Raw genomic sequence first — 25,766 nt, forward strand, 5'->3', positions numbered from 1 at the left:
CAAACTCCAGCTAGCGTAAGATCCCGCCCCGGCGCTTCGGCGCCCGGCGCGGGCCGTCAAAGATTGTCCGACGGTGCCCCCGTGGCGCCGCCCTCCGGCGCTGCCGCCACCGGCTCCGGACCCCCGTCCTGCGGGAAGAACGTGTAGGACAGGGTGATCGCCCGGCCGTTCCGCAGCTCCTCCGACTCCACGATGTCCGGATCGACGTAGAACACCACCGGCATGTCGATCTCTTCGCCCGGCTGGAGCGTCTGGTTGTCGAAGCAGAAGCAGGCGATCTTGTTGAAGTACAGCCCGGCCGCGTCCGGCGTGACGTTGTAGGTGGCCTGCGCGGTCACTGGCCGGTCGGAATCGTTGCGTACGTGGAAGCTGGTCTGCCGGGTCTCGCCCAGCTTGACGGTGATCTCGCGCTCGTTCGGCCCGAAGCGCCATGGCAGGCCGGGCGACACGTTGCCGTCGAACCGCACGACGATCGAGCGATCCGCCACGCGGCTGGACTCCCCCTCGGCCCGCTGCGTCGTCCCGCCATAGCCGGTGACCTGGCAGAACAGCTCGTAGAGCGGCACCGAGGCATAGGCGGCGCCGACCATGCCGAAGGCGAAGGCGGCGCAGGCAACGGCGATGATCCTGCCGCGCCGGGCCGCCCGCTCGGGCAGCGGAGGAGGGGTCGCGCTCATGCCGACATCTTCGCCAGCGAGACGAAATAGAAGATCACCACGAGGGCGACCAGCACGATCCCGATCGCGACGTTGCGGTTGCGCCGGGCCTTCTGCTCGGCTTCGGTGAGCCGGATGCCGTCTTCGCCCATCAGAGTCCGCCCGTCGTGACCATGCCGTCCACAAGACCCTCGACGAGCAGGATGGCGAACAGCCCGAAGAGATAGAAGATCGAGAAGGCGAACAGCTTCTTCGCCGGAACCATCCGTGGATCGCCGTCGGCCATCTTCAGCGTCGCATAGGCGTGGCGCAGGAAGTTGGCCCCGAGCACGATCGCGGCGATGCCGTAGACTGGGCCGGCGAAGCCGAGCAGCCACGGGGCGACCGCCACCGGCACGAGGATCAGCGAATAGACGAAGATCTGGATCCGGGTCGCCCGCTCGCCCGCGACGTTGGGCAGCATCGGCACGCCGGCGCTGCCGTAGTCCTTGAGCTTGAACAGCGCCAGCGCCCAGAAATGCGGCGGCGTCCAGAGGAAGATGATCAGGAACAGGACGATGCTCTCGACCGCCACGCCGCCTGTGACGGCGGCCCAGCCGATCATCGGCGGAAAGGCGCCGGCGGCGCCGCCGATGACGATGTTCTGCGGCGTCCGGCGCTTCAGGCCCATCGTGTAGATGACGGCATAGAAGAAGATCGTGAAGGCGAGCAGCGTGGCGGCGAACCAGTTGGTGGCGAGCCCCAGCATCATCACCGAGAGGCAGGAGAGGCCGACGCCGAAGCCGAGCGCGGTCTCGGGCGCGATCCGGCCGGCGGCCACGGGCCGCTGCGCGGTACGGGTCATCAGCCGGTCGATGTCGGCGTCGTACCACATGTTGAGCGCGCCGGACGCCCCGGCGCCCATGGCGATCGACAGGATGGCGATGAAGGCCAGGGTCGGATGCAGGTGGCCGGGAGCGATGACCAGGCCGGTGATCGCGGTCAGCACGACCAGCGACATGACCCGCGGCTTCAGGAGCGCCAGGAAATCCCGCGGCTCGGCGAGGCTCACCCGCTCGGAAGCGGACGCTGTGCTGGTGGCATCGAGAAACGTCAATTCAACCTCGGACTGCTCCGGTCGACCGGTTCATCCGGTCCGGCTGACTGCCGTCCCGGAAGACGGCAGCCACTGCTCATATCCCCCGCCCGTCATGGGCGGGAGGCCGCGTCACTTGACGCGCGGCAACGTCTCCCACTGGTGGTAGGGCGGCGGCGACGGCAGCTGCCACTCGAGCGTGGTCGCACCCTCGCCCCACGGATTGGCACCGGCGACCCGCTTCTTCGAGAATGCCTCGAACACGGTGTAGAGGAACACCAGCACCGCGACGGCCGAGATGTAGGAGCCCATCGAGGAGACGAAGTTCCAGCCCGCGAAGGCTTCCGGGTAGTCGACGTAGCGGCGCGGCATGCCGGCTGCGCCGAGGAAATGCTGCGGGAAGAACAGGATGTTGACGCCGACGAAAGTCATCCAGAAGTGAATCTTCCCGAGCGTCTCGTTGTACATGTACCCGGTCATCTTCGGGAACCAGTAGTACCAGGCCGCGAAGATCGCGAAGACCGCCCCCAGCGACAGCACGTAGTGGAAATGCGCCACGACGTAGTAGGTGTCGTGCAGCACTCGGTCCATGCCGGCATTGGCGAGCTTGACGCCCGTGACGCCGCCGACGGTGAACAGGAAGATGAAGCCGATCGCCCACAGCATCGGTGTCTTGAAGGACAGCGACCCGCCCCACATCGTCGCGATCCAGGAGAAGATCTTGATGCCGGTGGGCACCGCGATCACCATCGTGGCGAAGACGAAATAGCGCTGCGTGTTGAGCGAGATGCCCGTGGTGTACATGTGGTGCGCCCACACGACGAAGCCGACCACGCCGATCGCGACCATGGCGTAGGCCATGCCCAGATAGCCGAAGACCGGCTTGCGGGAGAATGTCGAGATGATGTGGCTGACGATGCCGAAGGCCGGCAGGATCAGGATGTAGACCTCCGGGTGACCGAAGAACCAGAACAGATGCTGGAACAGGATCGGATCACCGCCGCCGGCCGGATCGAAGAAGGTGGTGCCGAAATTGCGGTCGGTGAGCAGCATGGTGATGGCGCCCGCCAGAACCGGCAGCGACAGCAGCAGCAGGAAGGCCGTCACCAGCACCGACCAGGCGAACAGCGGCATCTTGTGCAGGGTCATGCCCGGCGCGCGCATGTTGAGGATGGTGGTGATGAAGTTGATGGCGCCGAGGATCGACGACGCACCGGCGATGTGCAGCGAGAAGATCGCCAGATCCACCGCGGGGCCGGGATGGCCTACGGTCGACAGCGGCGGATACATCGTCCAGCCGGTGCCGGCACCGTTCGCGCCGGGCGCGCCCTCGACGAACATCGACAAAAGCAGCAGCGGGAAGGAGACGGCGAGCAGCCAGAAGGAGATGTTGTTCAGCCGCGGGAACGCCATGTCCGGGGCGCCGATCATGATCGGCACCATCCAGTTGGCGAAGCCGCCGATCAGCGCCGGCATGACCATGAAGAAGATCATGATGAGGCCGTGGCCGGTGGTGAACACGTTGTAGATCTGCGGATCGCCGAAGATCTGCAGCCCCGGCTCCTGCAACTCCATGCGCATCGCCACGGACAGGCCACCGCCGATGATGCCCGCGCAGATCGCGAAGATCAGGTAGAGGGTGCCGATGTCCTTGTGATTGGTCGAATAGACCCAGCGCGTCCAGCCGGTCGGCTTGTGGTCGCCATGGGCGTCGTGAGTGGCTCCGTAAGCCATGTCGATCTCCCTCGAACCCTTGTGTTTATCGGCCGGCCACGGCGACAGCGCCGGCGGTCTGAATCTCTGCGGTCAACGCGGCATTGGCGCCCTCGAGGTCCGCGGCAGCGGCTGCGTACCAGGTGGCGAACTGTTCCTTCGACACCACGCGCACGGCGATCGGCATGTTGTAGTGGGCCTGGCCGCAGAGCTCGGAGCACTGTCCGTAGAAGATGCCCTCGCGCAGCGGCTCCATGAAGTACTCGTTGATCCGGCCGGGCACGGCATCGACCTTGACGCCCATCGACGGCAGGGCGAAGGCGTGGATCACGTCGGCGGAGGTCGACAGGATGCGGATCACGGTGTTCACCGGGACGACCAGTTCGTTGTCGACGGCGAGGAGATGCGGGTAGACGGCGCGGTCTTCCTTGCCGGAACCGTCGCGGTCATCCTCGAGCAGCGGGTAGGATTCGAACGACACCGGCTCGGCCGCGACCGCGACGTCGGCGGGAGCTTCGGCTGCTGCGTCGGCGGGAGCTTCGGGTGCAGCAACGGCCTCGGCGAGCTGGTACTCGTAGCCCCAGTACCACTGGTAGCCGGTCGCCTTGATCGTCAGCTCGGGTTCGCGCGGCGGGTTGTACTGCGACGTCAGGAGCTGGAAGGACGGCACCGCCAGGAACAGCAGGATGATCACCGGCGCCAGCGTCCACACGACCTCGATGGTCGTGTTGTGGCTGGTGCGCGACGGCGTCGGATTGCGGTGCGCGGCGTAGCGGTAGATGCACCAGGCGAGCAGCGCGGCGACGAGAGCCGTGATCGGAATGATGAAGGCCAGCGTGTAGTTGCTGAACCAGTGGATCTGCGCCTCAATCGGCGACAGTGCCTCCTGGAGCCCCATCTGCCACTCGTGCGGCTGCCCCGGGATCACGGCGCGCTCCTGCGCCGACGCGACGCCGGCCCCTCCCAGAAACGCCGCAGCGGCGAAGAACGATCGTCTCACTCGCATTATCTCCATCTGTCGCACCCGCGGCAGCCCTCGATCATCGATGAAATGCGGCAGGCAGACACCGAGGCCCGCATGCCTACATATATCAGAAAACGAATATATCTGGCAGTCCACCGCTTCAAACCACGAAACCCGGCCCGCCGCAACATCTTAGAAGCGTCATAAGCTTGCGACAAAATCGCGAAACTTTCCGCCACCTGCCGGCGGCGAGCGGTGCGGCTGGGCCGCAAGGGCCTGCAAGCGACCGCGGTCTCGTGCTAGGCTCGCGCCAGCGATGTATGGCCGCCTCTCGAAACGTCCCGCCGCCTCGTGCGATAAGCAGTTGTTTACCATGCCCGCGCCACATCGAAACGAGCGCGTGATTCGGATTTTTCCCATGACCAGATTCCTTCGGCCCCTCCTGGCGGCCTTCGTCATCGCCGGCCTCGGCTCGAGCCTCCCGGCCGCCGCCCAGTCGGGGGCCACGGGGACGGTGAAATCGCAGCACGGCTCCTGGGCCGTGGTGTGCGACGAGCCCGCCGGGGCGACCGGCGAGCAATGCGCGCTGCTGCAGAACGTCGTGGCCGAGGACCGGCCCGAGGTCGGGCTGTCCATCGTCGCGCTGAAGACCGCCGACCAGCAGGCGCGGATCCTGCGGATCCTCGCCCCGCTCGGCATTCTGCTGCCGAACGGGCTCGGCCTCTATGTCGACGGCAAGGACATCGGCCGCGCACAGTTCGTCCGCTGCTTCCAGGACGGCTGCTATGCCGAGGTGATCCTCGCCGACGAACTGCTGACGACGCTGTCGGCAGGCAAGACGGCCACCTTCATCGTCTTCCAGACCCCCGAGCAGGGGATCGGCATCCCGGTCGACCTCACCGGCTTCAAGGAAGGCTTCGCCGCGCTTCCGTGAGCCATCCGGCTCCCTGCCCGTGACGCACGTCGCGTCGGGGACGGTTGGCAGGGCGGCCGCGCGACCATATCTGCGCAGCCACACGCCATCCGAGGAGTCCCCATGACCACGTCGCTGATCGAGCGCTTCGACATTTCCCGCGCCGAGATCGATGCGATCCTCGGCGAGACCCTGGCCGGCGCCGATGACGGCGAGCTGTTCCTGGAATATCGCGAGTCGGAATCGCTGGGCTTCGACAACGGCCGGCTGAAATCCGGCAATTTCTCGACGGACCAAGGCTTCGGCCTGCGCGCCGTCGCCGGCGAGGCGGTCGGCTATGCCCATGCCGGGGATTTTTCCGAGGCGGCCCTGAAGCGGGCGGCGGGCGCCGTCGCGGCGGTGAAGACCGGACATCGCGGCATTTATGCCGAGCCGCCGGCGGGCACCAACCGCCGGCTCTATGGCGACGAGAACCCCATCCCCTCCCCGGGCTTCGAGGCCAAGGTCAAGCTGCTGCAGGAGATCGACGCCTATCTCCGCGGCAAGGGCGACGACGTCCGCCAGGTCTCGGCGACGCTCGGCGCGCAATGGCAGACGGTCGAGATCCTGCGGGCCGACGGCCGGCTGGTGAAGGACGTCCGGCCGCTGGTGCGGATCAACGTCTCGGTCGTCTGCGGCGCCGGCGACCGGCAGGAGTCGGGCTCGTTCGGGGCCGGCGGCCGCACCGGGCTCGCGGAGTTTCTCGTCCCCGAGAACTGGCAGGCGATCGCCGACAAGGCGCTGCAGCAGGCGCGCACCAACCTGAGCGCCGTCCCCGCCCCGGCCGGCACCTTCGACATCGTGCTCGGCTCGGGCTGGCCGGGGGTGATGCTGCACGAGGCGGTGGGCCACGGGCTGGAGGGCGATTTCAACCGCAAGAAGACCTCGGCCTTCTCTGGCCTGATGGGCCAGCAGGTCGCCGCCAGAGGCGTCACCGTGGTCGACGACGGCACCATCGCCGAGCGGCGCGGTTCGCTGACCATCGACGACGAGGGAACGCCGACCAACCGCACCGTCCTGATCGAGGACGGCAAGCTCGTCGGCTACATGCAGGACCGGCAGAACGCCCGGCTGATGGGCGTGGACCCGACCGGCAACGGCCGGCGCCAGTCCTACGCCCATTCGCCGATGCCGCGCATGACCAACACGATGATGCTCGCCGGCCCGCACGAGCCGGCGGAGATCATCGCCTCGGTCAAGGACGGCATCTACGCCGTCTCGTTCGGCGGCGGCCAGGTCGACATCACCTCCGGCAAGTTCGTCTTCGGCTGCACCGAGGCCTACCGGATCCGCGATGGCAAGGTGGCGGAGGCGCTGAAGGGCGCCATGCTGATCGGCAACGGGCCGGAGGCGATGCACCGCGTGTCGATGATCGGCAACGACGTCGCGCTCGACACCGGCATCGGCATGTGCGGCAAGAACGGCCAGGGCGTGCCGGTCGGCGTCGGCCAGCCGCATCTGCGCATGGACCAGGTGACCGTCGGCGGGACGGAGACCTGAGGCCCGAGGCGCGGCACCCTCGGCCGGGTGCCGCCGCCGTCACTCACGGATAGAGCCGCTCGATCCGCCACGCGCCCGCCGCGCTTTCGCGGGTGAACAGCGCCCGGTCGTGCAGCCGGAAAGCGCCATCGTGCCAGAACTCGATCTGCTGCGGCACGAGGCGGAAGCCCGACCAGTGCGGCGGCCGGGGCACCGTCCCGTCGGTATAGCTTTCGCCGAGTTCGCTGACGCGCCGCTCCAGCACCGCCCGGCTCTCGAGCGGGCGCGACTGCGCCGAGGCCCAGGCGCCGATGCGGCTGCCCAGCGGCCGCGAGGTGAAATAGGCGTCCGCCTCCGCTTCGCTGACGATCTCCACCGGGCCGCGGAGCCGGACCTGACGGCGCAGCGATTTCCAGTGGAAGCACATCGCCGCCTTGCGCGACGCGAGAAGCTGGCGCCCCTTGCTGCTCTCGAAATTGGTGTAGAAGACGAAGCCCGCTGCGTCGAAATCCTTGAGCAGCACCATCCGCACGTCCGGCAGGCCGGTCTCGTCGACGCTCGCCAGGGCAACGGCATTGGGATCGTTCGGCTCGCTCGCCTCGGCCTCCGCCAGCCACTGCGCGAACAGCCCGAACGGGTCGTCTCCCACGGGTCTTTCACCAAGGGTTAAGGCTTCGCTCGCCATATTCGCTATGTTCCTTGCAATGGGGAACGCCCGCTGATTCGCAAGCGGGCGTAGCGCGGCAACAGATAAGAGATCGATGGCACGATTCTACCTCCTCGCGGCCAGCGTTCTTTCCGTCGGGCTTTCCGGCTGTGTCGTATCCGGCCCCGGTCTCGGCGACATGGTCGACGCCGAGCTGTTCACCGGGTCGATCGAACGCCCCGAGCCGGCCGCCCGGCCGAACCCGGAACTTGCCTCCGACGAACGCACCGTGCGCAACGCCGTCTCCACCGCCGACATCACGGGCGGCGAGGTCCGGCACGCCTGGGCCAATCCGCAGACCGGCGCCAATGGCGTCCTCACCGCGATCCGCGAAGTGCGCAACGGGCCGCGCATCTGCCGCAGCTTCCAGACGTCGCGCCAGCGCTTCGACGGCATCGCCCTCTATCATGGCGAGGCCTGCACGGTCGGCGAGGGCGAATGGGCGCTGGTCAGCTTCAACGAAGCGGGAAGCTGAGCAGCCTCGCGCGACAGGCCTTAAATTTCCGGCCGGCCCGTTCCATATAGTCGCACAGCGCGCACCGGTTCCGCACCGCGTGCCGAATGCCATTGTCTTAGTTGAAGGACCTCTTGCCACATGCGCGACCCCTACGCCGTCCTCGGCGTCGCCAAGTCGGCGAGCGAGAAGGAGATCAAGTCCGCCTTCCGCAAGCTTGCGAAGCAGTATCATCCAGACGCGAACGCCAACGATCCGAGCGCCATCAACCGTTTCAACGAGGCCAACCAGGCCTACGAGATCCTGGGCGACAAGGAGAAGCGGGCGCAGTTCGATCGCGGCGAGATCGACGCGGAGGGCAAGCAGAAGTTCCAGGGCTTCTCGGGTGATCCGTTCGGCGGCGCCCGGCGGGGCGCGCGGCCCGGCGGATTCGAGTTCCGCACCTCCGGCCGGGGCGAGGATTTCGGCGCGGAGGGCATCTTCTCCGACTTCTTCGAGCAGGCATTTTCCGGCGGTGCCGGCCGGCGCGGCGCCGCGGAAGGCGCGGGCTTCACCGCCGCACGCAACGCCGCGTCGAAGGGCGCCGACCTCAACGCGCGGCTGGCCGTGCGGCTCGAGGACATCATCGCCGGCGACAAGGTCGAAGCGGAGTTTCCGAACGGCAAGCGGCTTGCGATCCGCCTGCCGGACGGCGTCGAGGATGGCCAGACGATCCGCCTGAAGGGCCAGGGGCAGCCTTCGCCGCTGCCCGGCGGCACGGCGGGCGATGCGCTGGTGACGATCAGCTTCGTGCCGCATCCGCGCTTCCGCGTCGACGGGCGCGACCTCGTGCACGAGCTGTCGCTGCCACTGCAGACCGCGGTCCTCGGCGGCAAGGTGGAGGTGGAGGCCGTCAACGGGCGGGTGTCGCTCCGGGTCCCGCCCTGGACCAGCTCCGGCAAGACATTCCGCCTCAAGGGCAAGGGCCTGACGACGAAGGCCGGCGGCCGGGGCGATCTCCTCGTCTCGGTGCGGGTCGAGTTGCCGAAGCACGATCCCGAACTCGAGGCGCTGTTTCGCCAGCGCGCCGAGCAGGAAGCCGCCGCCGGCTGACGGAGCGTTGCGGCCACTGCGCTTGATGGCCCGGCGGGGCTGTGCCATACCCGCCGCCGTCCAAACTACCCATCGCAGTAGGTCCGGGAGATTCGCGCCATGGCTCATTCAACCGGATTGATGAACGGCAAGCGCGGCCTCGTGATGGGCGTCGCCAACAACCGCTCGATCGCCTGGGGCATCGCCAAGGCGCTGGCAGAACAGGGTGCCGAGATCGCCCTCACCTACCAGGGCGACGCGCTGAAGAAGCGCGTCGAGCCGCTCGCCGCCGAGCTCGGCGCTTTCGTTGCCGGCCATTGCGACGTCGCCGACGCCGCCAGCATCGATGCGGTGTTCGCCGGTCTCGAGGCACGGTGGGGCAAGCTCGACTTCCTGGTGCACGCCATCGGCTTTTCCGACAAGGACGAGCTGACCGGCCGCTACGTCGACACGTCCGAGGGCAATTTCACCAAGACCATGCTGATCTCGGTCTACTCCTTCACGGCGGTCGCGCAGCGGGCCGAGAAGCTGATGACCGACGGCGGCTCGATGCTGACGCTGACCTATTACGGCGCCGAGAAGGTGATGCCGCACTACAACGTCATGGGCGTCGCCAAGGCGGCGCTGGAGGCTTCGGTGCGCTATCTGGCGGTCGACCTCGGCAAGCAGAAGATCCGGGTCAACGCCATCTCGGCCGGCCCGATCAAGACGCTGGCGGCATCCGGGATCGGCGACTTCCGCTACATCCTGAAGTGGAACGAGTACAACGCCCCGCTGAAGCGGACGGTGACGATCGATGAGGTCGGCCAGTCGGCGCTGTATCTGCTCTCCGACATGTCGACTGCCGTCACCGGCGAGGTCCACCACGTCGATTCCGGCTACCATACCGTCGGCATGAAGGCGGTCGACGCGCCGGACATCTCCGTCGTCAAGGACCTGCCGTAAGCCGGGCGCGGGGGTGAACCTGCCGCTGCTCTATCTGTGCCGCCACGGCCAGACGGCGTGGAACCTCGAAGGCCGCTTGCAGGGACAGGAAGACATCGAGCTGACGCCGTTCGGCCGGGCGGAGGCCGCACGCAACGGCGTCTATCTGCGCGACGTGCTGGGCGAGCGGGCCGCGGCGCTGCGCTTCATGGCCAGCCCCCTGTCGCGCACCGTCGAGACGATGCGGATCATCCGCGAGAAGCTCGGCCTCGACCCCGACGATTTCGAGCGCGAGCCCCGGCTGGTGGAGCTGCATTTCGGCGACTGGCAGGGTTCGACGCTGGCCGAGATCGCCGCCCGCGACCCGCAGCGGATCGCCGCGCGCAAGGCGAGCAAGTGGAATTTCGTCCCGCCCGGGCCGAAGGGCGAGAGCTACGAGATGCTGTCCCGGCGCGTCGCCCCGGTGTTCGACGAACTCCACGGCCCGACCCTGATCGTCGCGCATGGCGGCGTCACGCGCAGCTTCCTGCGCCGCTACGGCAACGTCGAACCGGATGCCGCGGCCAGATTCGGCGTGCCGCAGGACCGGATCCTGCGCTGGCAGGACGGGGAAATCGCCTGGGTCTAGGACGGATGGCGCCGGTCAGACGAGGCGAATCGTGCCGAGCGGATGCTGCTCGTCATAGATCAGCACCACGTCCATGCCCGGCTTGACGCCATCGAAATTGAAGCCGTCCGGCAGCAGATAGGTCAGCCCGTCGCTGAGGCGGATTTCGGCCCGCTCGCGGTCGACCGACTCGATCGTGCCGTCGACCTCCTGGGCCATCGACGGGATCTGCATCGCGACCGTCAGCACCGAACTGGCGAAAAAAGCGAGTATCTGCCTGGTCATCGAACTGCCCTCCTGCGACCGCCGCCCGTATCCACCGAAGCCGCGCCTTGCGGGTCTGTCGCCCGCACAATCGCAAGGTCGGACGGGATTGTGTCGGAAGTGGCGCGGAAAACTTAACGATGTATGTCGTTTGGTTGCATTTGACCGTTTCGTCCCGGAAGGCCTACATCGCGGTCTTGCCACTATGCTTCCACCCGGCGGAGTTTCATGTCCCACAACACGTTCGGCCATCTGTTTCGCGTCACAACCTGGGGCGAGAGCCACGGCCCGGCGATCGGCTGCGTCGTCGACGGGACGCCGCCCGGCATCCGCTTTTCCGAAGCCGGCATCCAGGCGTTCCTCGATCGCCGCCGTCCCGGGCAGTCGCGCTACACGACGCAGCGCCAGGAGCCGGACCAGGTGCGGGTGCTGTCCGGCGTCGTGCCGGGCGAGGCAGAGGGCGAGCTCGTCGCTACCGGGACCCCCATCGCGCTGGAGATCCAGAACGTCGACCAGCGGTCGAAGGATTATTCCGACATCGCCCAGCGCTACCGGCCGGGCCACGCCGACATCACCTACGACATCAAGTACGGCGTCCGCGACCACCGCGGCGGCGGCCGCTCCTCGGCGCGCGAGACGGCGACGCGCGTCGCCGCCGGCGCCATCGCCCGGCTGATCGTGCCGGGGCTGACGGTACGGGCGGCGCTGGTGCAGATCGGCGCCATCGCCATCGACCGCAGCCGCTGGGACTGGGAGGAGATCGACCGCAATCCGTTCTTCTGCCCAGACGCCGAGACCGCCAGGCTCTGGGCCGACCATCTCGATGCGGTGCGCAAGCGCGGCTCGTCCGTGGGTGCCGTCGTCGAGGTCGTCGCCGAGGGCGTGCCGGCGGGGCTCGGGGCTCCGGTGTACGGCAAGCTCGACGCCGACATCGCCGCCGGCCTGATGTCGATCAATGCGGTCAAGGGCGTCGAGATCGGCGACGGCTTCGAGGCGGCGCGGCTCAGCGGCGAGGAGAACGCCGACGAGATCAGGATCGGCCCGGACGGCAAGCCGCAGTTCCTGTCCAACCACGCGGGCGGCGTTCTCGGCGGCATCTCCACCGGCCAGCCGCTGGTGGCGCGCTTCGCCGTCAAGCCGACGTCCTCGATCCTGACGCCGAAGCGCTCGATCGACGCGGCGGGCGCCGAGGTCGACGTCATGACCAAGGGGCGGCACGACCCCTGCGTCGGCATCCGCGCGGTGCCGATCGGCGAAGCCATGGTGGCCTGCGCCATCGCCGATCACTATCTGCGTCATCGCGGCCAGACAGGACGCATCTGATCGACCTCGGGTCGCCGGGCGGATCGAGGTCTTGCCTATGGATGCGATTGATAACGGACCCGCAACGGGCTAGCCCTTGAGGGGCGGCGTGACGAAACAGGAGGACGACCGGATGACCCAGCGTACGAGCCCGGTCGCCGCGCGCCCATGACGACGCGCCTCTACCACCACTCGGTCTTCGCCGAGCATCTGACCGGCCCCGGCCATCCGGAACGGCCGGAGCGCATGGGCGCGGTCTATGCCGCGCTCGAGGCGGAATGCTTCCAGCATCTCGACCGCGCGGAGGCGCCGGAAGCCTCGCTCGAGGCGATCTATCGCTGCCATCCGGAAGCCTACGTCCGCAAGGTTGCCACCGCCATTCCGCAGGACGGTCTGGTCCGGGTCGATGGCGACACGATCGTCAGCCCGAAGAGCTTTTCCGCCGCCTTCCGCGCCGTCGGCGCGGCGGTCGCGGCGGTCGACGACGTCATGTCCAAGGAGGCCGACAACGTCTTCGTCGCGGCGCGTCCGCCCGGCCACCACGCCGAGACGGCGGTGGCGATGGGCTTCTGCCTGTTCAACAATGCCGCCATCTCCGCCCGCCACGCGCAGGCCGTGCACGGGCTGGAGCGGGTCGCCATCGTCGACTGGGACGTCCATCACGGCAACGGCACGCAGCAGATCTTCTGGTCCGACCCGAGCGTACTCTACTGCTCGACCCACCAGATGCCGCTCTATCCCGGCACGGGCGCCAAGGACGAAACCGGCGCCGGCAACATCGTCAACGCGCCGCTCGCCGCCGGCGATGGCGGCGAGATCCTGCGGGAAGCCTTCCAGACGCGCATCCTGCCGGCGCTGCGGGCCTTCGAGCCGGAGCTGGTGATCGTCTCGGCCGGCTTCGACGGCCATTACCGCGACCCGCTCGGCAGCCTTCGGCTCACCGAAGGGGATTTCGACTGGGCGACGGCCGAGCTGATGGAGATCGCCGACCGCTATGCGGGGGGCCGGCTTGTGAGCCTGCTCGAAGGCGGCTACGACCTGCAGGGACTGGCCGTGTCCACCGCCGCGCACGTGAAGCGGCTGATGACCGGCTGAACAGGCGGCCTGCCCAGTGGCGATCGCCGCGCCGAACCACCACCAACGACGAGAACCGATGTCCGACACACCAGAAGCCGCGCTGCCGAGCGACGATTCCGACATCAAGCGCATGAGCTTCGAGGAGGCGCTGGCGTCGCTCGAGCGGATCGTCTCGGATCTCGAGCGCGGCGACGTGCCGCTCGACCGCTCGATCCGCATCTACGAGCGCGGCGAGAAGCTGAAGAACCATTGCGACCGGCTGCTGTCCGCGGCCGAGGACAAGGTCGAGAAGATCAAGCTCAACCGCGCCGGCAAGCCGGTCGGCGCCGAGCCGCTCGATCCGGGCTGACGCGCACCGAGCGCCCGGCGCTTCGGCCGAAGGAGCGGCCGCGACGCGGTTCTGGTTCCGGCGACGGAAAGGCGATGCGGTCGCGTCCGTTTCGTCCTCGCGAAGACGCCAGGTTCCCCACTACCCGCCCCAAACCTCCGGCGTTACGCTCTTCGTGTCCAGTTCGGTGGACCGTCCGGCTTGAACGATGCAATCTGGAACCGATGTAAGCGAGTTCCTGCCGTCCCGATGGCCTCTGAAAGGTTGATTCAGTGTCCCACGAGTTGAACACCCCGCTGCTCGATCAGATCGCCTCCCCTGCCGACCTCCGCCGGTTCAAGGAGAGCCAGCTCCGCCAGGTGGCGGACGAGCTGCGCGAGGACCTGATCGATGCGGTGTCGCGGACCGGCGGCCATCTGGGCGCGGGGCTGGGTGTCGTCGAGCTGACGGTGGCGATCCACCACGTCTTCAACACGCCGGAGGACCGGCTGATCTGGGACGTCGGCCACCAGGCCTATCCGCACAAGCTGCTGACCGGGCGGCGCGCGGGCATGCGCACCGTGCGCCAGGAGGGCGGCCTGTCGGGCTTCGCCAAGCGCACCGAGAGCGAATACGACCCGTTCGGCGCCGGCCATTCCTCTACCTCGATCTCGGCCGGCCTCGGCATGGCGGTGGCGCGCGACCTCTCCGGCGGCAGCAACAACGTCATCGCGGTCATCGGCGACGGCGCGATGAGCGCCGGCATGGCCTACGAGGCGATGAACAATGCCGGCGCGCTGGACGCGCGGCTGATCGTCATCCTCAACGACAACGACATGTCGATCGCCCGGCCCACCGGGGCGATGAGCGCCTATCTCGCCCGGCTCGTCTCGGGCAAGACCTACCGGACGCTGCGCGACCGGGCCAAGCACATCACCCAGCGCCTGCCGGAGTTCATGCGCGAAGGGGCCCGCAAGACCGAGGAATATACCCGCGCCTTCTTCACCGGCGGCACGATGTTCGAGGAGCTCGGCTTCTATTATGTCGGGCCGATCGACGGGCACGATTTCGACCATCTCCTGCCGGTGCTGAAGAACGTCCGCGATGCCAAGACCGGACCGATCCTCGTCCACGTGATCACCAAGAAGGGCAAGGGCTACGCCCCGGCGGAGAGCTCGGACGACAAGTATCACGGCGTGTCGAAGTTCGACGTCATCACCGGGACGCAGGCCAAATCCAAGGGCAATGCCCCGAGCTACACCGCCGTCTTCGCCGAATCGTTGATCCAGGAAGCGCAGGAAGACGACAGGATCGTCGCGGTGAACGCCGCGATGCCGAACGGCACGGGTCTCGACAAGTTCGAGGCGGTGTTCCCGACCCGCACCTTCGACGTCGGCATCGCGGAGCAGCACGCCGTCACCTTCTGCGCCGGGCTGGCTTCCGAGGGCTACAAGCCCTTCGCCGCGATCTATTCGACCTTCCTGCAGCGCGCCTACGACCAGATCGTCCATGACGTGGCGATCCAGAAGCTGCCGGTGCGCTTCGCCATCGACCGCGCCGGCTTCGTCGGCGCCGACGGCCCGACCCATGCGGGCTCGTTCGACACCGGCTTCCTGGCGCCGCTGCCGGGCATGGTGGTCATGGCGGCGGCCGACGAGGCGGAACTGCGCCACATGGTCCGCACAGCCGTCCTCTACGACGAGGGGCCGATCTCCTTCCGCTACCCACGCGGCAACGGCACCGGCGTCGAGATGCCGGACCGGGGCGTGGCGCTGGAGATCGGCAAGGGCCGCATCCTGCGCGAGGGCACCAAGGTCGCGATCCTTTCCTTCGGCAGCCGGCTCGCCGACAGCGTGGCGGCGGCGGAGGAGCTGGAATCCTTCGGCCTATCGACGACGGTCGCCGATGCCCGCTTCGCCAAGCCGCTCGACACCGATCTGATCGGGCGGCTCGCGCGCGATCACGAAGTCCTGATCCTCGTCGAGGAAGGCGCCAGCGGCGGCTTCGCCTCGCAGGTGCTGCAGTATCTGGCAACCAGCGGCCTGCTCGACCGCGGCCTGAAGGTCCGGCCGCTGGTGATGCCCGACCGCTTCGTCGACCACGCTTCGCCGGAGGCGATGATCAAGCTCGCCGGCCTCGACAGGCAGGGCATCGTAGACGCGGTCTTCCGGGCCCTCGGCACGCAGGCCAGTCGGGTGATGCAGGCCTGAGACGGGACCCGCCCGCGATCGGCGCTTGCCATTTTCGTCGCCGCCCCGCATGACCTCGCCATGGCAGCCACCGAAGAGCAGCATCTATCCCGCGTCCGCCTCGACACTCTCGTCAGCGAACGGGGCCTCGCCGCGAGCCGGGCACGGGCCCGCGACGCGATCCGCCGCGGGCACGTGAAGGTTGACGGCCTGACCGTCACCAAACCGAGCCTCAACGTTCCGCCCGAGAGCGTCATCACGCTGGACGACCCGGCCGCCGACTACGTCTCGCGCGCCGGGCTGAAGCTGGAATTCGCGCTCGACACGTTCGCGATCGCCGTCGCCGGCCGGACCGCCGTCGATCTCGGCGCCTCCACCGGCGGCTTCACGGAAGCGCTGCTGCGCCGCGGCGCGGCGCATGTCGTGGCGATCGATGTCGGGCACGGGCAGCTGCATCCGCGGATCCGAGCTGACGAGCGCGTCACCGTGATCGAGGGTCTCAATGCCCGCGACCTCGAGCGCGAGGACATCGGCGGCCGGCATTTCGACCTTCTCGTCGCCGACGTCAGCTTCATCACGCTGCGGCTGGCGCTGCCGCCGGCGCTCGAGCTGGCCGAGCCGGGGACCAACGCGGTGTTCCTGGTCAAGCCGCAGTTCGAGGCGGGCCGCGAGGCGATCGCCAAGAACGGCCTGCTGCGCGATCCCGACAGCGCGCCGGCCGTCGCCGACGCCGTGCGCGCCTGGCTCGACGAACAGCCGGACTGGCGGGCGGTCGACCTGATCCCCTCGCCGATCGCCGGCGGCGACGGCAATCACGAATTCCTGCTGGCCGGGGTCAAGCAGTGAACGGCCACCTGACCATCGACCATCTCGGCGCCAAGGGCGACGGCGTCGCCGAGACCGCCGGCGGTCCGGTCTACGTGCCGTTCACGCTGCCCGGCGAAACCGTCGCGATCGAGCGTCCCGGCACGCCGTTCCGGACGACGACGGTCGTCGAGGTATCGCCGCATCGCCAGGTCCCGCCCTGCCCGCATTTCGGCGCTTGCGGCGGTTGCGACTTGCAGCATGCCGACGACGAACTCTACCGCCTGTTCAAGCGCGACCTCATCCTCAAGGCGCTCGCCCGCGAGGGCGTGGATGCCGAGGTCGCCGATGTGGTGCCCTGCCTGCCGGGATCGCGCCGGCGCGTCGTGCTGTCGGCGGCGCGCGTCGAGGAGGGTGTCGTCCTCGGCTTCAACGCCGCGGAATCCAACCGGATCGTGCCGATCACCGTCTGCGTCATCGCGCTGCCGGCGATCGAGCGGGCGCTGCCGGCGCTGCGTCGGCTTGCGAGCCTGCTCGTCGACCGCAAGCGGCCGCTGCGGATCACCGTCACGGCGACGGCGACCGGCCTCGACGTGGTCGTCGCTGACGCGGCGAAGCTTTCGGAGTCGCTGCGCCGCAACGCCGTGAAACTTGCCCTGGCGGAGGATTTCGCCCGCCTCACGGTCGGCGGCGAGACGGTGATCATGACGCGGCCGCCGACGCTGGTCTTCGACGGCGTCTCCGTGGAACTGCCGGCCGGCACCTTCACCCAGGCCGTGGCCTCGGCCGAGGCGGCGATGGCGACGCTGGTCGAGGGCCATCTCGCCGGTGCCCGCCGCGTCGCCGATCTGTTCGCCGGTTGCGGCACGTTTTCGCTGCGGCTCGCCCGGCAGGCCGCGGTCCACGCCGTGGAAGCCGACCCGGCGGCGCTCGCGGCGCTGGACACCGGATGGCGCCGGGCCGCCGGGCTGAAGGCGGTGACGACCGAGAAGCGCGACCTCTACCGCCGGCCGATCCCGGCCAGGGAGCTCAAGCGCTACGACGGCGTGGTGTTCGATCCGCCGCGGGCCGGCGCCGAAGCCGTCGCGCAGGAACTCGCGGCCTCCACGGTGCGCCGCGTCGCGGCCGTCTCGTGCAACCCGGTGACCCTGGCGCGTGACCTGCGCATCCTCACCGACGGCGGCTACCGCGTGGCCTCGGTGACGCCGGTGGACCAGTTCCTCTGGTCGCACCACGTCGAAGTCGTCGCCCTGCTGGAGCGCTGAGTTCGGCCGGAGAGGCTTGCCGTCCCCGGCCATTCGTGCGAGCCGCAATCTGCCTGCCGATCGGGCGTGCCACATCCCCGCAACGAGCTGACCCGACACCGTGACCGAGTACCTCACCCACTACGGCTACGCGTTCCTGTTCGTCGTCGTCCTGCTGGAATCGACCGGGCTGCCGCTGCCCGGCGAGAGCCTGGTGATGGCAGCCGGCATGCTGGCCGGCGAAGGCTCGCTGAGCCTCGGCGCGGTGTTCCTCACCGCCACGATCGGTGCGGTGGTCGGCGACAATCTCGGCTATGTTCTCGGCCGCCGCTATGGCCGCGGCATGGTGGTGCGCTGGGGCGAGAAGGTCGGCCTCGGCGAGCGCCGCTTCGCGATGGTCGAGAAGCGCTTCGAGGACTACGGCATCTGGGTGGTGCTGGTCGCCCGCTTCATCATCATCCTGCGCCAGCTGAACGGCTTCGTCGCCGGCACGATGCACATGAGCTGGCCGAGATTCCTGATCCTGAACACGATCAGCGCGGCGCTCTGGGCCGGCGCCTACGGCCTCGGCGCCTACGCCTTCGGCGCGGCCTTCCGGCTGTTCTTCGCCGAGCACGGCACCTGGCCGATCATCGCCATCGCCGCCGGCATCTGCCTCGTCGGCTGCGTCGGGACGTACCGGTTTTTGTTCCGCGCCGACGCGGAGGAGCCGGGGACCGGAGGGTCTGAGCCGGTCGACGGCATCAAGAACGAGGGTGGCGGGCGAGAGAGTCACGGTCCGATGCCGGGCAGCATCGATGACGGTCGGAAGCGTGGATGAAGAGCAGCAGCATCGACGAGCAGGCAGTACCCCCTTCCCGGCGTCATCCCCGGGCTTGACCCGGGGACCCATGCCTCACGCCGCAACCGCCGCTCCCGTGGAACGTCGCAGAGTTCCGACCGCCCGATGACTATGCCGTTATCGCGGCTCGGATGATTTGGAATGGGTCCCCGGGTCAGGCCCGGGGATGACGCCAGAAGGCAGGGAGCGGCCGATCGCCGACCTGAGCCCCTGGATCCTCGGGACGGGGCCCGAGGATGACGACGTCGATGAGCGCAGGCGCACTATCGTCGTCGGGGCGGACAGGCGCCTCGTCGCGGCGATGTACCGTGGCGCACAGGGTCGTCGGCGACACGCTCGTGGTGCATTTGATGGGTAACCCTCTGAGCGCCGGATTGGTCTCCACCATCGGCAAGACGTCAGGTCATCCCCCCGCGTCGTCATCCTCGGGCACCGTCCCGAGGATCCAGCCGGAGCTTTCGAGCCGCAACTGCATCTCCCTTTCCCCAGCCCCGGCAGCTTCCGTGCGGAGGCATGGGTCCCCGGGTCAAGCCCGGGGATGACGCCGTGAGGGAGGGAGCGGCCGATGGCCGGCCGGAGGCGTAAGCCGCCGCGCCCCGCCCCGGCCGGCCCTACCGGGACATGAAGGCCATGAAGGCGGCCTTGGCCTCCTTTGACGACAGGCGCTCGGTGAAGTGGCCGATTTCCAGGTCGATCCGCCGGACGATCTCTTCCTCGCTGCCGCGCAGTAGGTCGCGGGCGATGCGCAGCGCCTCCGGCGGCTTCTTCGCCAGCCGGCGCGCGGCGTCCGAGGCGGCCGCCTCGGCGTCCTCGACCACCGCATAGACCAGCCCCGCCTGCCGCGCCGCCTCGGCGTCGAAGGTCTCACCCAACGCGAGGAGCGCGAAGGCGCGCTGGTTGCCCATGATCCTCGGCGCGATCAGGCTGGAGCCGGCCTCCGGCGTCACCCCGAGATCGAGGAACGGCGTGCGGAAGGTCGAGCCGGGCGTCGCATAGGCAAGGTCGCAGTGCATCAGGATCGTCGTGCCGATGCCGATGGCGATGCCGTCGACGGCGGCGACCAGCGGCTTCTTCGCCGTCGCGAGGGCGATGAGGAAGTCGTAGGCGTCGCGCGGCGGCGTGCCGCTCATCGCCACCGCCATGAAGTCCTTGATGTCGTTGCCGGCCGTGAACGTCCCCGGCGCGCCGCAGATCAGCACGGCGGCGACGGAATCGTCGTGGTTCGCGCCGGCGATGGCGTCGGCCATGGTGCGATACATCGCGCCGGTGATGGCGTTCTTCTTGTCCGGCCGGTTCATCCGGACGGTGAGGACGCCGGCCTCGATGCCGGTTTCGATCAGGTCGCTCATCGTGCATCCCCTTCGAGGAGGGCTCGCGCGGCGGCGAGGCTGCCGGCGCTAGTAGTAACGCGGCGGGCAAGCCCCGCCGTCTCGGCCAGAAGGTTCTCGGCCATGAAGCGGGCGAGCGCCACGCGTTCCGGCTGCAGCGGTTCCACCAGCGCCCCCTTGGCGAGATAGGCCCCGCCGGCGACGAGGCCGAACAGGCGTAGATAGGCGGTCGCTCCGGCAAGCGCCGTGTCGGCGTCGCCCTCGGCGACGCAGCCTCTCAGGAAGTCGGTCGCCGCTCGCAGATCGCCCAGCGACGCTGCCAGCGCCGCGCCGGTGGCGCCGAAATCCGGCTCGTTCCGGGCCGCGACGGCGTCGACCGTTTCCGCCAGTTCGGCCAGATAGGCCGCGACCGCGGCGCCGCCCGACTGGCCGATCTTGCGCTGAACGAGGTCGATCGCCTGGATGCCGTTGGTGCCCTCGTAGATCGGCGCGATCCGCGCGTCGCGCAGCAGCCGCGCGGCGCCGGTTTCCTCCACATAGCCCATGCCGCCGTGCACCTGGATGCCGAGCGAGGCGACCTCGACGCCGATATCGGTGGCGAAGGCCTTGGCGACGGGCGTCAGGAGATTGGCGCGTTCCTTCCAGGCGCTTGCCTCGTCGGGATCGGCGGCGAGCGCGCGGACCATGTCGGTGGCGTGGCCGCAGGCGTAGCAGATGGCGCGCGCCGCGCCGGTCAGCGCCTTCATGGTCAGCAGCATGCGCGCGACGTCCGGATGGTCGACGATCGGGCTCATCTGCCCCGGCGCACCGCCTGCCGCGACGAGGCGCGTCGCGCGGCCCTGCCGGCGCTCCCTCGCATAGGCGAGAGCCTGCTGGCAGGCCGCCTCGGCGACGCCGACGCCCTGGATGCCGACCAGCAGGCGGGCGTTGTTCATCATCGTGAACATGCAGGCGAGGCCGCGATTTTCCTCGCCGACCAGCCAGCCGACGGCCCCCGCCTCCTCGCCAGTGACGAAACCGTCGCCGTAGATCATCGTGCAGGTGGGCGAGCCGTGGATGCCGAGCTTGTGCTCGACCGCCGAGCAGAACACGTCGTTGCGCCGGCCGGGCGAGCCGTCCGCCTCGGGCAGGAATTTCGGCACCAGGAAGAGCGAGATGCCCTTCACGCCGGCCGGTGCGTCCGGCAGGCGCGCAAGGACGAGATGCACGATGTTGTCGGTGAAGTCGTGCTCGCCATAGGTGATGTAGATCTTGGTGCCGAAGATCCGGTAGGTGCCGTCCGGCGCGCGTTCGGCCCGCGCCTTCAGCGCCGCAAGGTCCGACCCCGCCTGCGGCTCGGTGAGGTTCATCGTGCCCATCCACTCGCCCGAGACGAGCTTCGCCAGGTAGCGGCTCTTCAGCTCGTCCGACCCGTGCGCCTCGAGCGCCTCGACCGCGCCGACGGTGAGCGTCGGGCCGATCGCAAAGCCCATCGAGGCGGAGTTCCACATCTCGAAGACAGCCGCCGAGAGCGCCGTCGGCAGGCCCTGGCCGCCATGCGACTCGGGTCCGGTCAGTGCGTTCCAGCCACCGCCGATCCAGTCGGCGTAGAGCGCCCGCCAGCCGGCCGGCGTGACCACGACGCCGTCCCTGACGCTGGTGCCCTCGCGGTCGCCGGTCATCGCCAGCGGCGCGACACGCTCGCCGGCGAAGCGGCCCGCCTCTTCGAGCACGGCGTGCAGGAGGTCCGGCGTCAGCTCGCCGAGAAGCCCGCGGTCCATGGCTGGGCCGAGGCCGGCGACCTGCTCCAGCGCGAATGCAATGTCGGCAATCGGGGCCTTGTACATCGGCGAAATCTCCCAAGATTCGTGCAGCGCGCCGGCGCCTCGTTGAGCCAGCGGCAATCGTTAGACATCTTACGTAATCGTCAAAGTATCGCAAGGAACCGAACCACCTCCGGCGCCATTTGCGTGTCAGGGACAGGGAGTAGCATTCATGCGGTTTGTTCGGTTCGGGGACCGGGGCGTCGAGCGTCCCGGCTGCATCGACGATGATGGCCGCATCCGCGATCTCAGCGACCATGTCACCTCCCTGGAAGGCGAATCGCTCGACCCGGACGCCCTCAGCCGCCTGGCCGATTACGACCGCACGACGCTTCCGCTGGTCGCCGAGGGCGTGCGCCTGTGCAAGCCGGTGCGGCGGATCGGCAAGATCATCGGCGTCGGACCGAACTACGGCGACAGCGCCGAACTCGCGGGTTTCAAGATCAACCCGGAGCCGACGCTGTTCCTGAAGGCGGCGACGGCGGCATCCGGTCCCAACGATCCGATCGAGATTCCCCGCATGGCGAGCCGCGTCGACTGGGGCGTCGAACTCGCCGTGGTCATCGGCCGGGTCGCGAAATATGTCCGGGTCGAGGAGGCGCTGCGTCATGTCGCCGGCTTCACTCTCGCCAACGACCTCACCGAGCGCAGTTTCCAGCTGCAGCGCGGCGGCCAGTGGACGAAGGGCAAGTCGCACGACACCTTCGCCCCGCTCGGACCCTGGCTGGTGCCGCCCCACGCGATCAACCACGACGACATCGAGCTCTGGCTCGACGTCAACGGCGAGCGCCAGCAGACCGGCAACACGCGGCAGATGATCTTCAAGGTGCCCTATCTCATCTCCTACATCTCGCGCTTCATGCGGCTGGAGCCCGGCGACGTGATCATGACCGGGACACCCGGCGGCGTCGGCCTCTCCTACGACCCGCCGCGCTTCCTGCGCGCCGGCGACCGGATCACGCTGGGAGGCACCGGCCTCGGCACGCAGGACTATGTCTGCACGACGCTATAAGGCTCTCGTTCGGCGGGGCTTAGGCGGACATTTTCTCCGACCGGTCAGACATCAAACACGTGGAGTAATCGCGACACCGACTCGACAAAGAGTCCAGAGGTTGGGTTAGGTGGCGCATGTTCAAAACGATAAAGAAATTGTTCCGCGCGCTTCGGGAGACCGAAGCTTTACACGGCTTACTGACATGGCAGCCGGTCCAGCACTTTATATGGCCCCTTGTTGGTCCAGTGATTGCAGCGGTTCTGGGTATAGCGGGCAACGTTCCGTTGCTCTGGGTATGGGTGAGCGCGTTAGCGTCATTTGCTTTTCTCACTCACGGACTGCTGCGGCTAAACGAATGGATCGACCGAACGTCGGCAGATGGAAAGCTCGATATTGTGGAGCCCACAATCTGGGTCAGCAGCGACGAAAGCAGTGATCCTATAGAGATTGAAGGGGTTCAAATTGGGGTCACACTGAGCAATCGCGCTCTTTTCCCGATGGAGTTTACGGTCGATAAAATCGATACAAGGTTTGCCGACAGGGTAGGCACTACCAAAAATTTTGCCAATAAAGGCGGAGTAATCGCGCCAAATTCGGCGAGTCATTTCAGGGACTCAGCAATCCAGATGAATCCGCCTAGACCAATTTTGGAACGGAAAGCCTATGATGGACAGATTGATGTTACAATTTCGTATGGAAAATTAGGAGGGCGTCGATTTCTTGTTCAGCGGAATTTTTCGATTTCCGCCTTTATTGATCCTACTACGAAAGAGATGCACATAAACTGGCGCTGGATATAAGATCTTTGGCCGTGAGATTTTCCGCCTCGCGATCCTAGTAGGATTATCGATAATCCGCGATCAGTGAGTTTGCGACCACCCCATGAGCATTTCCCAGCCGTCGTCCGGCGTAAAACGCGGACCATGCTTTTCAGCCAGCGCTCGCAGCTTTGCCGTAATCTCGCCTGTCCCTCGCTGGCGGGCGTAGTGGATCGGCCCGCCGCGGAACGGCGCGAAGCCGGTGCCGAAGATCATCGCCCCGTCGGCGATGTCCTCGCGCTCGACGACGCCTTCCCTGAGGCAGGCAACGACGGCGTTCAGCATCGGCAGCACGAGACGGTCGAGCAGGTCGGCGTCCGTCGTCGTGTCCTGCGGCGAGGCTTCCACCCGCTGCTTCTTCGGCTTGCCGTCGGCATCGTATTCGTAGAGGCCGGCGCCGCTCTTGCGGCCGAGCTTGTTCTCCGCGACCAGCTTCTCCAGCCAGGCCGGGCTGTCGGGAAATGGCACGCCGAGGCGCTGGCGCAGCGACGCGGAGACCTCCAGCGCGATGTCGAGCCCGACCTGGTCGGCGAGCTCGACCGGGCCCATCGGCATGCCGAAATCCTCGGCGACCTTGTCGATGCGTTCCTTGGGGATGCCCTCGTCGACCATGAGCAGCGCCTCGGCCATGTACGGCGTCAGCGCCCGGTTCACCAGGAAGCCGGGGGCCGATCCGACCGGCGCGGGCAGGCGCGAGAGCTCGACCGCGAAGGCCGTCGCCCGCCGCGCGGTCTCCGGGCTGATCCGGTCGTGCCGGACGATCTCGACGAGCTGCATGCGCGAGACCGGGTTGAAGAAATGCAGTCCGACCAGCCGCGAAGGATCGGCAAGCCCCTCCGCGATGTCCTCGAGCGGCAGCGCCGAGGTGTTGGTGGCCAGCAGCGCGCCGGTCTTCAGCTGCGGCTCGATCGCGGCGAAGATGCCGCGCTTCACGTCGAGGCGCTCCGGCGCCGCCTCGATGACCAGATCGGCGTGGCGGATGCCGAGCCCGTGCGGGTCCGGCGTCAGACGATCCAGCGCGTCGCGGATCTTCAGCGGGTCCTTCAGGGTGGCCGTCAGCATCTTGGTCGCGGCCTTCATGGCGCGGCCGATCGGCGCATTGGCGACGTCGCCGAGGGTCACGTGGAAACCTTCGCGCGCCGCCCAGGCGGCGATGTCGCCGCCCATTGCGCCGGCGCCGACAACATGCACCCGGCTGATCGCGGACGAGCCCTGCTTCAGCCCCTTCATCGCCTCGCGCAGGAAGAACACGCGAACGAGATTCTGCGCCGTCTCGGTCTCGATCAGCTCGGCAAAACTCTTGATCTCGGCGGCCTGCATCGCCCTGGCGTTGCCGCCGTGCTCCTCCCAGAGATCGATCAGCCGGTAGGGCGCGGGATAGTGCTCCTTCGGCGCCTTGTCGGCGGCCTTGCGACGCATCTGGCTGGCCATCAGGGCGCGCGCCGGCCGCAGCGAGAACGCCTGTGCCTTGAAGCTGCCGCCGGCCGGTTCGAGCTCGCCGCGGATCGCCGCCTGAACGGCGGCGCGCACGTGCCGCTCCTCCACCACCGTGTCGACGAGGCCGATGGCCTTGGCCTTCTTCGCGGGTGCCGGCTTGCCGGTCAGCATCATCGTCATGGCTTCGAGCGGATCGGCGATCGCCGTGGCGCGGTAGGTGCCGCCGAGCCCGGGGTGCAGGCCGAGCATCACCTCCGGAAAGCCGAGGCTGGATTCCGGCGTCGCTATGCGCCGGTCGCAGGCGAGCGCCAGTTCGAGGCCGGCGCCCAGACAATGGCTGTGGATCACCGCGATGGTCCGCATCGGCAGCTGCGCCAGCCGGTGGAGGACGCGGTGCGCGTCCTCCAGCATGGCGCTGATTTCGGCGGTCGAGGCGCCGGCGAATTGCTGGATGTCGGCGCCGGCCGCAAAGCCGGACGGCTTGGCAGAACGGATCACCAGGGCCGTCGGCCGCTGCTCGGCGATCCGGTCGATGTGAGCCGCCAGTTCCTCGATGACGCTGCGGTCGATCGTGTTGACCGACTTGCCGGGCCGGTCGAGCACCAGCCAGACAACGTGGTCGGCATCGGTCGCGCAGCGCCAGTTTCCCTCCGGTTCAGCCGCGCGTGCGGGGCCGAGTTCGAGGGCCTGGTCGGAAAGGGCGGCGAGCATTCGGCTCATGGGCTTGTTCTCGTCTTCTCGTCGGGACCGTCGGTTTC

25 protein-coding genes are annotated in these 25,766 nt (G+C 68.1%); 15 read left to right on the top strand and 10 right to left on the bottom strand.

Annotated elements, in window-relative coordinates; translation table 11 throughout:
* Positions 1-56: 56 nt before the first annotated feature.
* From LXB15_RS15725 to coxB, 5 genes are all read right to left on the bottom strand, one after another.
* Complete coding sequence (locus LXB15_RS15725; protein ID WP_233949334.1) at positions 57-677, bottom strand: cytochrome c oxidase assembly protein; 621 nt, start codon at positions 675-677, stop codon at positions 57-59.
* Complete coding sequence (locus tag LXB15_RS20980) at positions 674-808, bottom strand: hypothetical protein (RefSeq protein WP_255696607.1); 135 nt, start codon at positions 806-808, stop codon at positions 674-676. Before LXB15_RS20980 ends, LXB15_RS15725 begins: the two co-directional genes overlap by 4 nt.
* Complete coding sequence (locus LXB15_RS15730; protein WP_233949335.1) at positions 808-1,752, bottom strand: heme o synthase; 945 nt, start codon at positions 1,750-1,752, stop codon at positions 808-810. Before LXB15_RS15730 ends, LXB15_RS20980 begins: the two co-directional genes overlap by 1 nt.
* Before the next feature lie 111 nt (positions 1,753-1,863).
* The gene (gene ctaD, locus LXB15_RS15735) at positions 1,864-3,465 is read right to left on the bottom strand and encodes a cytochrome c oxidase subunit I (RefSeq protein WP_233949336.1); all 1,602 of its coding nucleotides are present in this window, start codon (positions 3,463-3,465) and stop codon (positions 1,864-1,866) included.
* Between the two features lie 25 nt (positions 3,466-3,490).
* A complete protein-coding gene (coxB, locus tag LXB15_RS15740) occupies positions 3,491-4,450 on the bottom strand; it encodes a cytochrome c oxidase subunit II (protein ID WP_233949337.1) in 960 nt (319 codons plus the stop codon).
* Between the two features lie 376 nt (positions 4,451-4,826).
* On the opposite strand from coxB, the gene LXB15_RS15745 reads away from it, so the two are divergent.
* Together LXB15_RS15745 and tldD are read left to right on the top strand one after the other, a co-directional pair.
* Positions 4,827-5,342 (top strand): invasion associated locus B family protein, encoded by a 516-nt coding sequence (locus LXB15_RS15745; RefSeq protein ID WP_233949338.1) that lies wholly within the window; start codon positions 4,827-4,829, stop codon positions 5,340-5,342.
* Between the two features lie 102 nt (positions 5,343-5,444).
* The gene (tldD, locus tag LXB15_RS15750; RefSeq protein ID WP_233949339.1) at positions 5,445-6,860 is read left to right on the top strand and encodes a metalloprotease TldD; all 1,416 of its coding nucleotides are present in this window, start codon (positions 5,445-5,447) and stop codon (positions 6,858-6,860) included.
* A gap of 43 nt (positions 6,861-6,903) precedes the next feature.
* On the opposite strand, the gene pdxH is transcribed toward tldD, so the two are convergent.
* On the bottom strand, positions 6,904-7,524 hold the full coding sequence (pdxH, locus tag LXB15_RS15755) for a pyridoxamine 5'-phosphate oxidase (protein ID WP_233949340.1): 621 nt from the start codon (positions 7,522-7,524) through the stop codon (positions 6,904-6,906).
* Between the two features lie 76 nt (positions 7,525-7,600).
* On the opposite strand from pdxH, the gene LXB15_RS15760 reads away from it, so the two are divergent.
* The 4 genes from LXB15_RS15760 (at position 7,601) to LXB15_RS15775 (ending at position 10,622) form a co-directional block, all read left to right on the top strand.
* The gene (locus LXB15_RS15760; protein ID WP_233949341.1) at positions 7,601-8,020 is read left to right on the top strand and encodes an RT0821/Lpp0805 family surface protein; all 420 of its coding nucleotides are present in this window, start codon (positions 7,601-7,603) and stop codon (positions 8,018-8,020) included.
* A 120-nt stretch (positions 8,021-8,140) separates the two neighbouring features.
* Positions 8,141-9,091, top strand: a complete 951-nt coding sequence (locus tag LXB15_RS15765) for a DnaJ C-terminal domain-containing protein (RefSeq protein WP_233949342.1) — start codon at positions 8,141-8,143, stop codon at positions 9,089-9,091.
* 99 nt (positions 9,092-9,190) lie between these two features.
* On the top strand, positions 9,191-10,015 hold the full coding sequence (gene fabI / locus LXB15_RS15770; protein ID WP_233949343.1) for an enoyl-ACP reductase FabI: 825 nt from the start codon (positions 9,191-9,193) through the stop codon (positions 10,013-10,015).
* 13 nt (positions 10,016-10,028) lie between these two features.
* Entirely contained in the window at positions 10,029-10,622 is a 594-nt protein-coding gene (locus tag LXB15_RS15775; protein WP_233949344.1) for a histidine phosphatase family protein, read from the top strand.
* Between the two features lie 15 nt (positions 10,623-10,637).
* Here the strand turns inward: LXB15_RS15775 and LXB15_RS15780 are convergent, their stop codons facing one another.
* Complete coding sequence (locus LXB15_RS15780) at positions 10,638-10,886, bottom strand: DUF1344 domain-containing protein (protein ID WP_233949345.1); 249 nt, start codon at positions 10,884-10,886, stop codon at positions 10,638-10,640.
* Positions 10,887-11,093: 207 nt separating this feature from the next.
* On the opposite strand from LXB15_RS15780, the gene aroC reads away from it, so the two are divergent.
* The 7 genes from aroC (at position 11,094) to LXB15_RS15815 (ending at position 18,608) form a co-directional block, all read left to right on the top strand.
* Positions 11,094-12,188: a chorismate synthase gene (gene aroC / locus LXB15_RS15785; RefSeq protein ID WP_233949346.1), complete on the top strand. Its 1,095-nt coding sequence runs from the start codon at positions 11,094-11,096 to the stop codon at positions 12,186-12,188.
* 147 nt (positions 12,189-12,335) lie between these two features.
* Positions 12,336-13,262 carry a histone deacetylase family protein gene (locus LXB15_RS15790; protein WP_233949347.1) on the top strand — a complete coding sequence of 309 codons (927 nt, stop codon included), beginning with the start codon at positions 12,336-12,338 and terminating at the stop codon, positions 13,260-13,262.
* A 58-nt stretch (positions 13,263-13,320) separates the two neighbouring features.
* Positions 13,321-13,593, top strand: a complete 273-nt coding sequence (locus LXB15_RS15795; protein WP_183207555.1) for an exodeoxyribonuclease VII small subunit — start codon at positions 13,321-13,323, stop codon at positions 13,591-13,593.
* Between the two features lie 251 nt (positions 13,594-13,844).
* On the top strand, positions 13,845-15,761 hold the full coding sequence (gene dxs, locus LXB15_RS15800) for a 1-deoxy-D-xylulose-5-phosphate synthase (RefSeq protein ID WP_233949348.1): 1,917 nt from the start codon (positions 13,845-13,847) through the stop codon (positions 15,759-15,761).
* 60 nt (positions 15,762-15,821) lie between these two features.
* On the top strand, positions 15,822-16,586 hold the full coding sequence (locus LXB15_RS15805; protein ID WP_233949349.1) for a TlyA family RNA methyltransferase: 765 nt from the start codon (positions 15,822-15,824) through the stop codon (positions 16,584-16,586).
* Positions 16,583-17,809, top strand: a complete 1,227-nt coding sequence (locus LXB15_RS15810; protein ID WP_233949350.1) for a class I SAM-dependent RNA methyltransferase — start codon at positions 16,583-16,585, stop codon at positions 17,807-17,809. Before LXB15_RS15805 ends, LXB15_RS15810 begins: the two co-directional genes overlap by 4 nt.
* A gap of 100 nt (positions 17,810-17,909) precedes the next feature.
* Positions 17,910-18,608, top strand: coding sequence for a DedA family protein (locus LXB15_RS15815; protein ID WP_233949351.1), 699 nt, complete (start codon positions 17,910-17,912; stop codon positions 18,606-18,608).
* Between the two features lie 632 nt (positions 18,609-19,240).
* Here LXB15_RS15815 and LXB15_RS15820 read toward each other — a convergent pair.
* On the bottom strand, positions 19,241-19,978 hold the full coding sequence (locus LXB15_RS15820) for a crotonase/enoyl-CoA hydratase family protein (RefSeq protein ID WP_233949352.1): 738 nt from the start codon (positions 19,976-19,978) through the stop codon (positions 19,241-19,243).
* A complete protein-coding gene (locus tag LXB15_RS15825) occupies positions 19,975-21,783 on the bottom strand; it encodes an acyl-CoA dehydrogenase (protein ID WP_233949353.1) in 1,809 nt (602 codons plus the stop codon). The genes LXB15_RS15820 and LXB15_RS15825 overlap by 4 nt, the downstream gene beginning before the upstream one ends.
* Positions 21,784-21,931: 148 nt before the next feature.
* Here LXB15_RS15825 and LXB15_RS15830 point away from each other — a divergent pair, with 148 nt between their 5' ends.
* Both LXB15_RS15830 and LXB15_RS15835 read left to right on the top strand, forming a co-directional pair.
* The gene (locus tag LXB15_RS15830) at positions 21,932-22,771 is read left to right on the top strand and encodes a fumarylacetoacetate hydrolase family protein (protein WP_233949354.1); all 840 of its coding nucleotides are present in this window, start codon (positions 21,932-21,934) and stop codon (positions 22,769-22,771) included.
* A 116-nt stretch (positions 22,772-22,887) separates the two neighbouring features.
* The gene (locus LXB15_RS15835) at positions 22,888-23,553 is read left to right on the top strand and encodes a hypothetical protein (protein ID WP_233949355.1); all 666 of its coding nucleotides are present in this window, start codon (positions 22,888-22,890) and stop codon (positions 23,551-23,553) included.
* Between the two features lie 60 nt (positions 23,554-23,613).
* Here the strand turns inward: LXB15_RS15835 and LXB15_RS15840 are convergent, their stop codons facing one another.
* On the bottom strand, positions 23,614-25,728 hold the full coding sequence (locus LXB15_RS15840; protein WP_233949356.1) for a 3-hydroxyacyl-CoA dehydrogenase NAD-binding domain-containing protein: 2,115 nt from the start codon (positions 25,726-25,728) through the stop codon (positions 23,614-23,616).
* Between the last annotated feature and the right edge of the window lie 38 nt (positions 25,729-25,766).

The organism is Aurantimonas sp. HBX-1, from assembly GCF_021391535.1.
Lineage (GTDB): Bacteria > Pseudomonadota > Alphaproteobacteria > Rhizobiales > Rhizobiaceae > Aurantimonas.

Coding starts and splice junctions, on each gene's coding strand:
- LXB15_RS15725 (WP_233949334.1), bottom strand. CDS start 677: ATGAGCGCGACCCCTCCTCCGCTGCCCGAGCGGGCGGCCCGGCGCGGC.
- LXB15_RS20980 (WP_255696607.1), bottom strand. CDS start 808: ATGGGCGAAGACGGCATCCGGCTCACCGAAGCCGAGCAGAAGGCCCGG.
- ctaD (WP_233949336.1), bottom strand. CDS start 3,465: ATGGCTTACGGAGCCACTCACGACGCCCATGGCGACCACAAGCCGACC.
- coxB (WP_233949337.1), bottom strand. CDS start 4,450: ATGCGAGTGAGACGATCGTTCTTCGCCGCTGCGGCGTTTCTGGGAGGG.
- LXB15_RS15745 (WP_233949338.1), top strand. CDS start 4,827: ATGACCAGATTCCTTCGGCCCCTCCTGGCGGCCTTCGTCATCGCCGGC.
- tldD (WP_233949339.1), top strand. CDS start 5,445: ATGACCACGTCGCTGATCGAGCGCTTCGACATTTCCCGCGCCGAGATC.
- pdxH (WP_233949340.1), bottom strand. CDS start 7,524: ATGGCGAGCGAAGCCTTAACCCTTGGTGAAAGACCCGTGGGAGACGAC.
- LXB15_RS15760 (WP_233949341.1), top strand. CDS start 7,601: ATGGCACGATTCTACCTCCTCGCGGCCAGCGTTCTTTCCGTCGGGCTT.
- LXB15_RS15765 (WP_233949342.1), top strand. CDS start 8,141: ATGCGCGACCCCTACGCCGTCCTCGGCGTCGCCAAGTCGGCGAGCGAG.
- fabI (WP_233949343.1), top strand. CDS start 9,191: ATGGCTCATTCAACCGGATTGATGAACGGCAAGCGCGGCCTCGTGATG.
- LXB15_RS15780 (WP_233949345.1), bottom strand. CDS start 10,886: ATGACCAGGCAGATACTCGCTTTTTTCGCCAGTTCGGTGCTGACGGTC.
- aroC (WP_233949346.1), top strand. CDS start 11,094: ATGTCCCACAACACGTTCGGCCATCTGTTTCGCGTCACAACCTGGGGC.
- LXB15_RS15790 (WP_233949347.1), top strand. CDS start 12,336: ATGACGACGCGCCTCTACCACCACTCGGTCTTCGCCGAGCATCTGACC.
- LXB15_RS15795 (WP_183207555.1), top strand. CDS start 13,321: ATGTCCGACACACCAGAAGCCGCGCTGCCGAGCGACGATTCCGACATC.
- LXB15_RS15805 (WP_233949349.1), top strand. CDS start 15,822: ATGGCAGCCACCGAAGAGCAGCATCTATCCCGCGTCCGCCTCGACACT.
- LXB15_RS15820 (WP_233949352.1), bottom strand. CDS start 19,978: ATGAGCGACCTGATCGAAACCGGCATCGAGGCCGGCGTCCTCACCGTC.
- LXB15_RS15825 (WP_233949353.1), bottom strand. CDS start 21,783: ATGTACAAGGCCCCGATTGCCGACATTGCATTCGCGCTGGAGCAGGTC.
- LXB15_RS15830 (WP_233949354.1), top strand. CDS start 21,932: ATGCGGTTTGTTCGGTTCGGGGACCGGGGCGTCGAGCGTCCCGGCTGC.
- LXB15_RS15835 (WP_233949355.1), top strand. CDS start 22,888: ATGTTCAAAACGATAAAGAAATTGTTCCGCGCGCTTCGGGAGACCGAA.
- LXB15_RS15840 (WP_233949356.1), bottom strand. CDS start 25,728: ATGAGCCGAATGCTCGCCGCCCTTTCCGACCAGGCCCTCGAACTCGGC.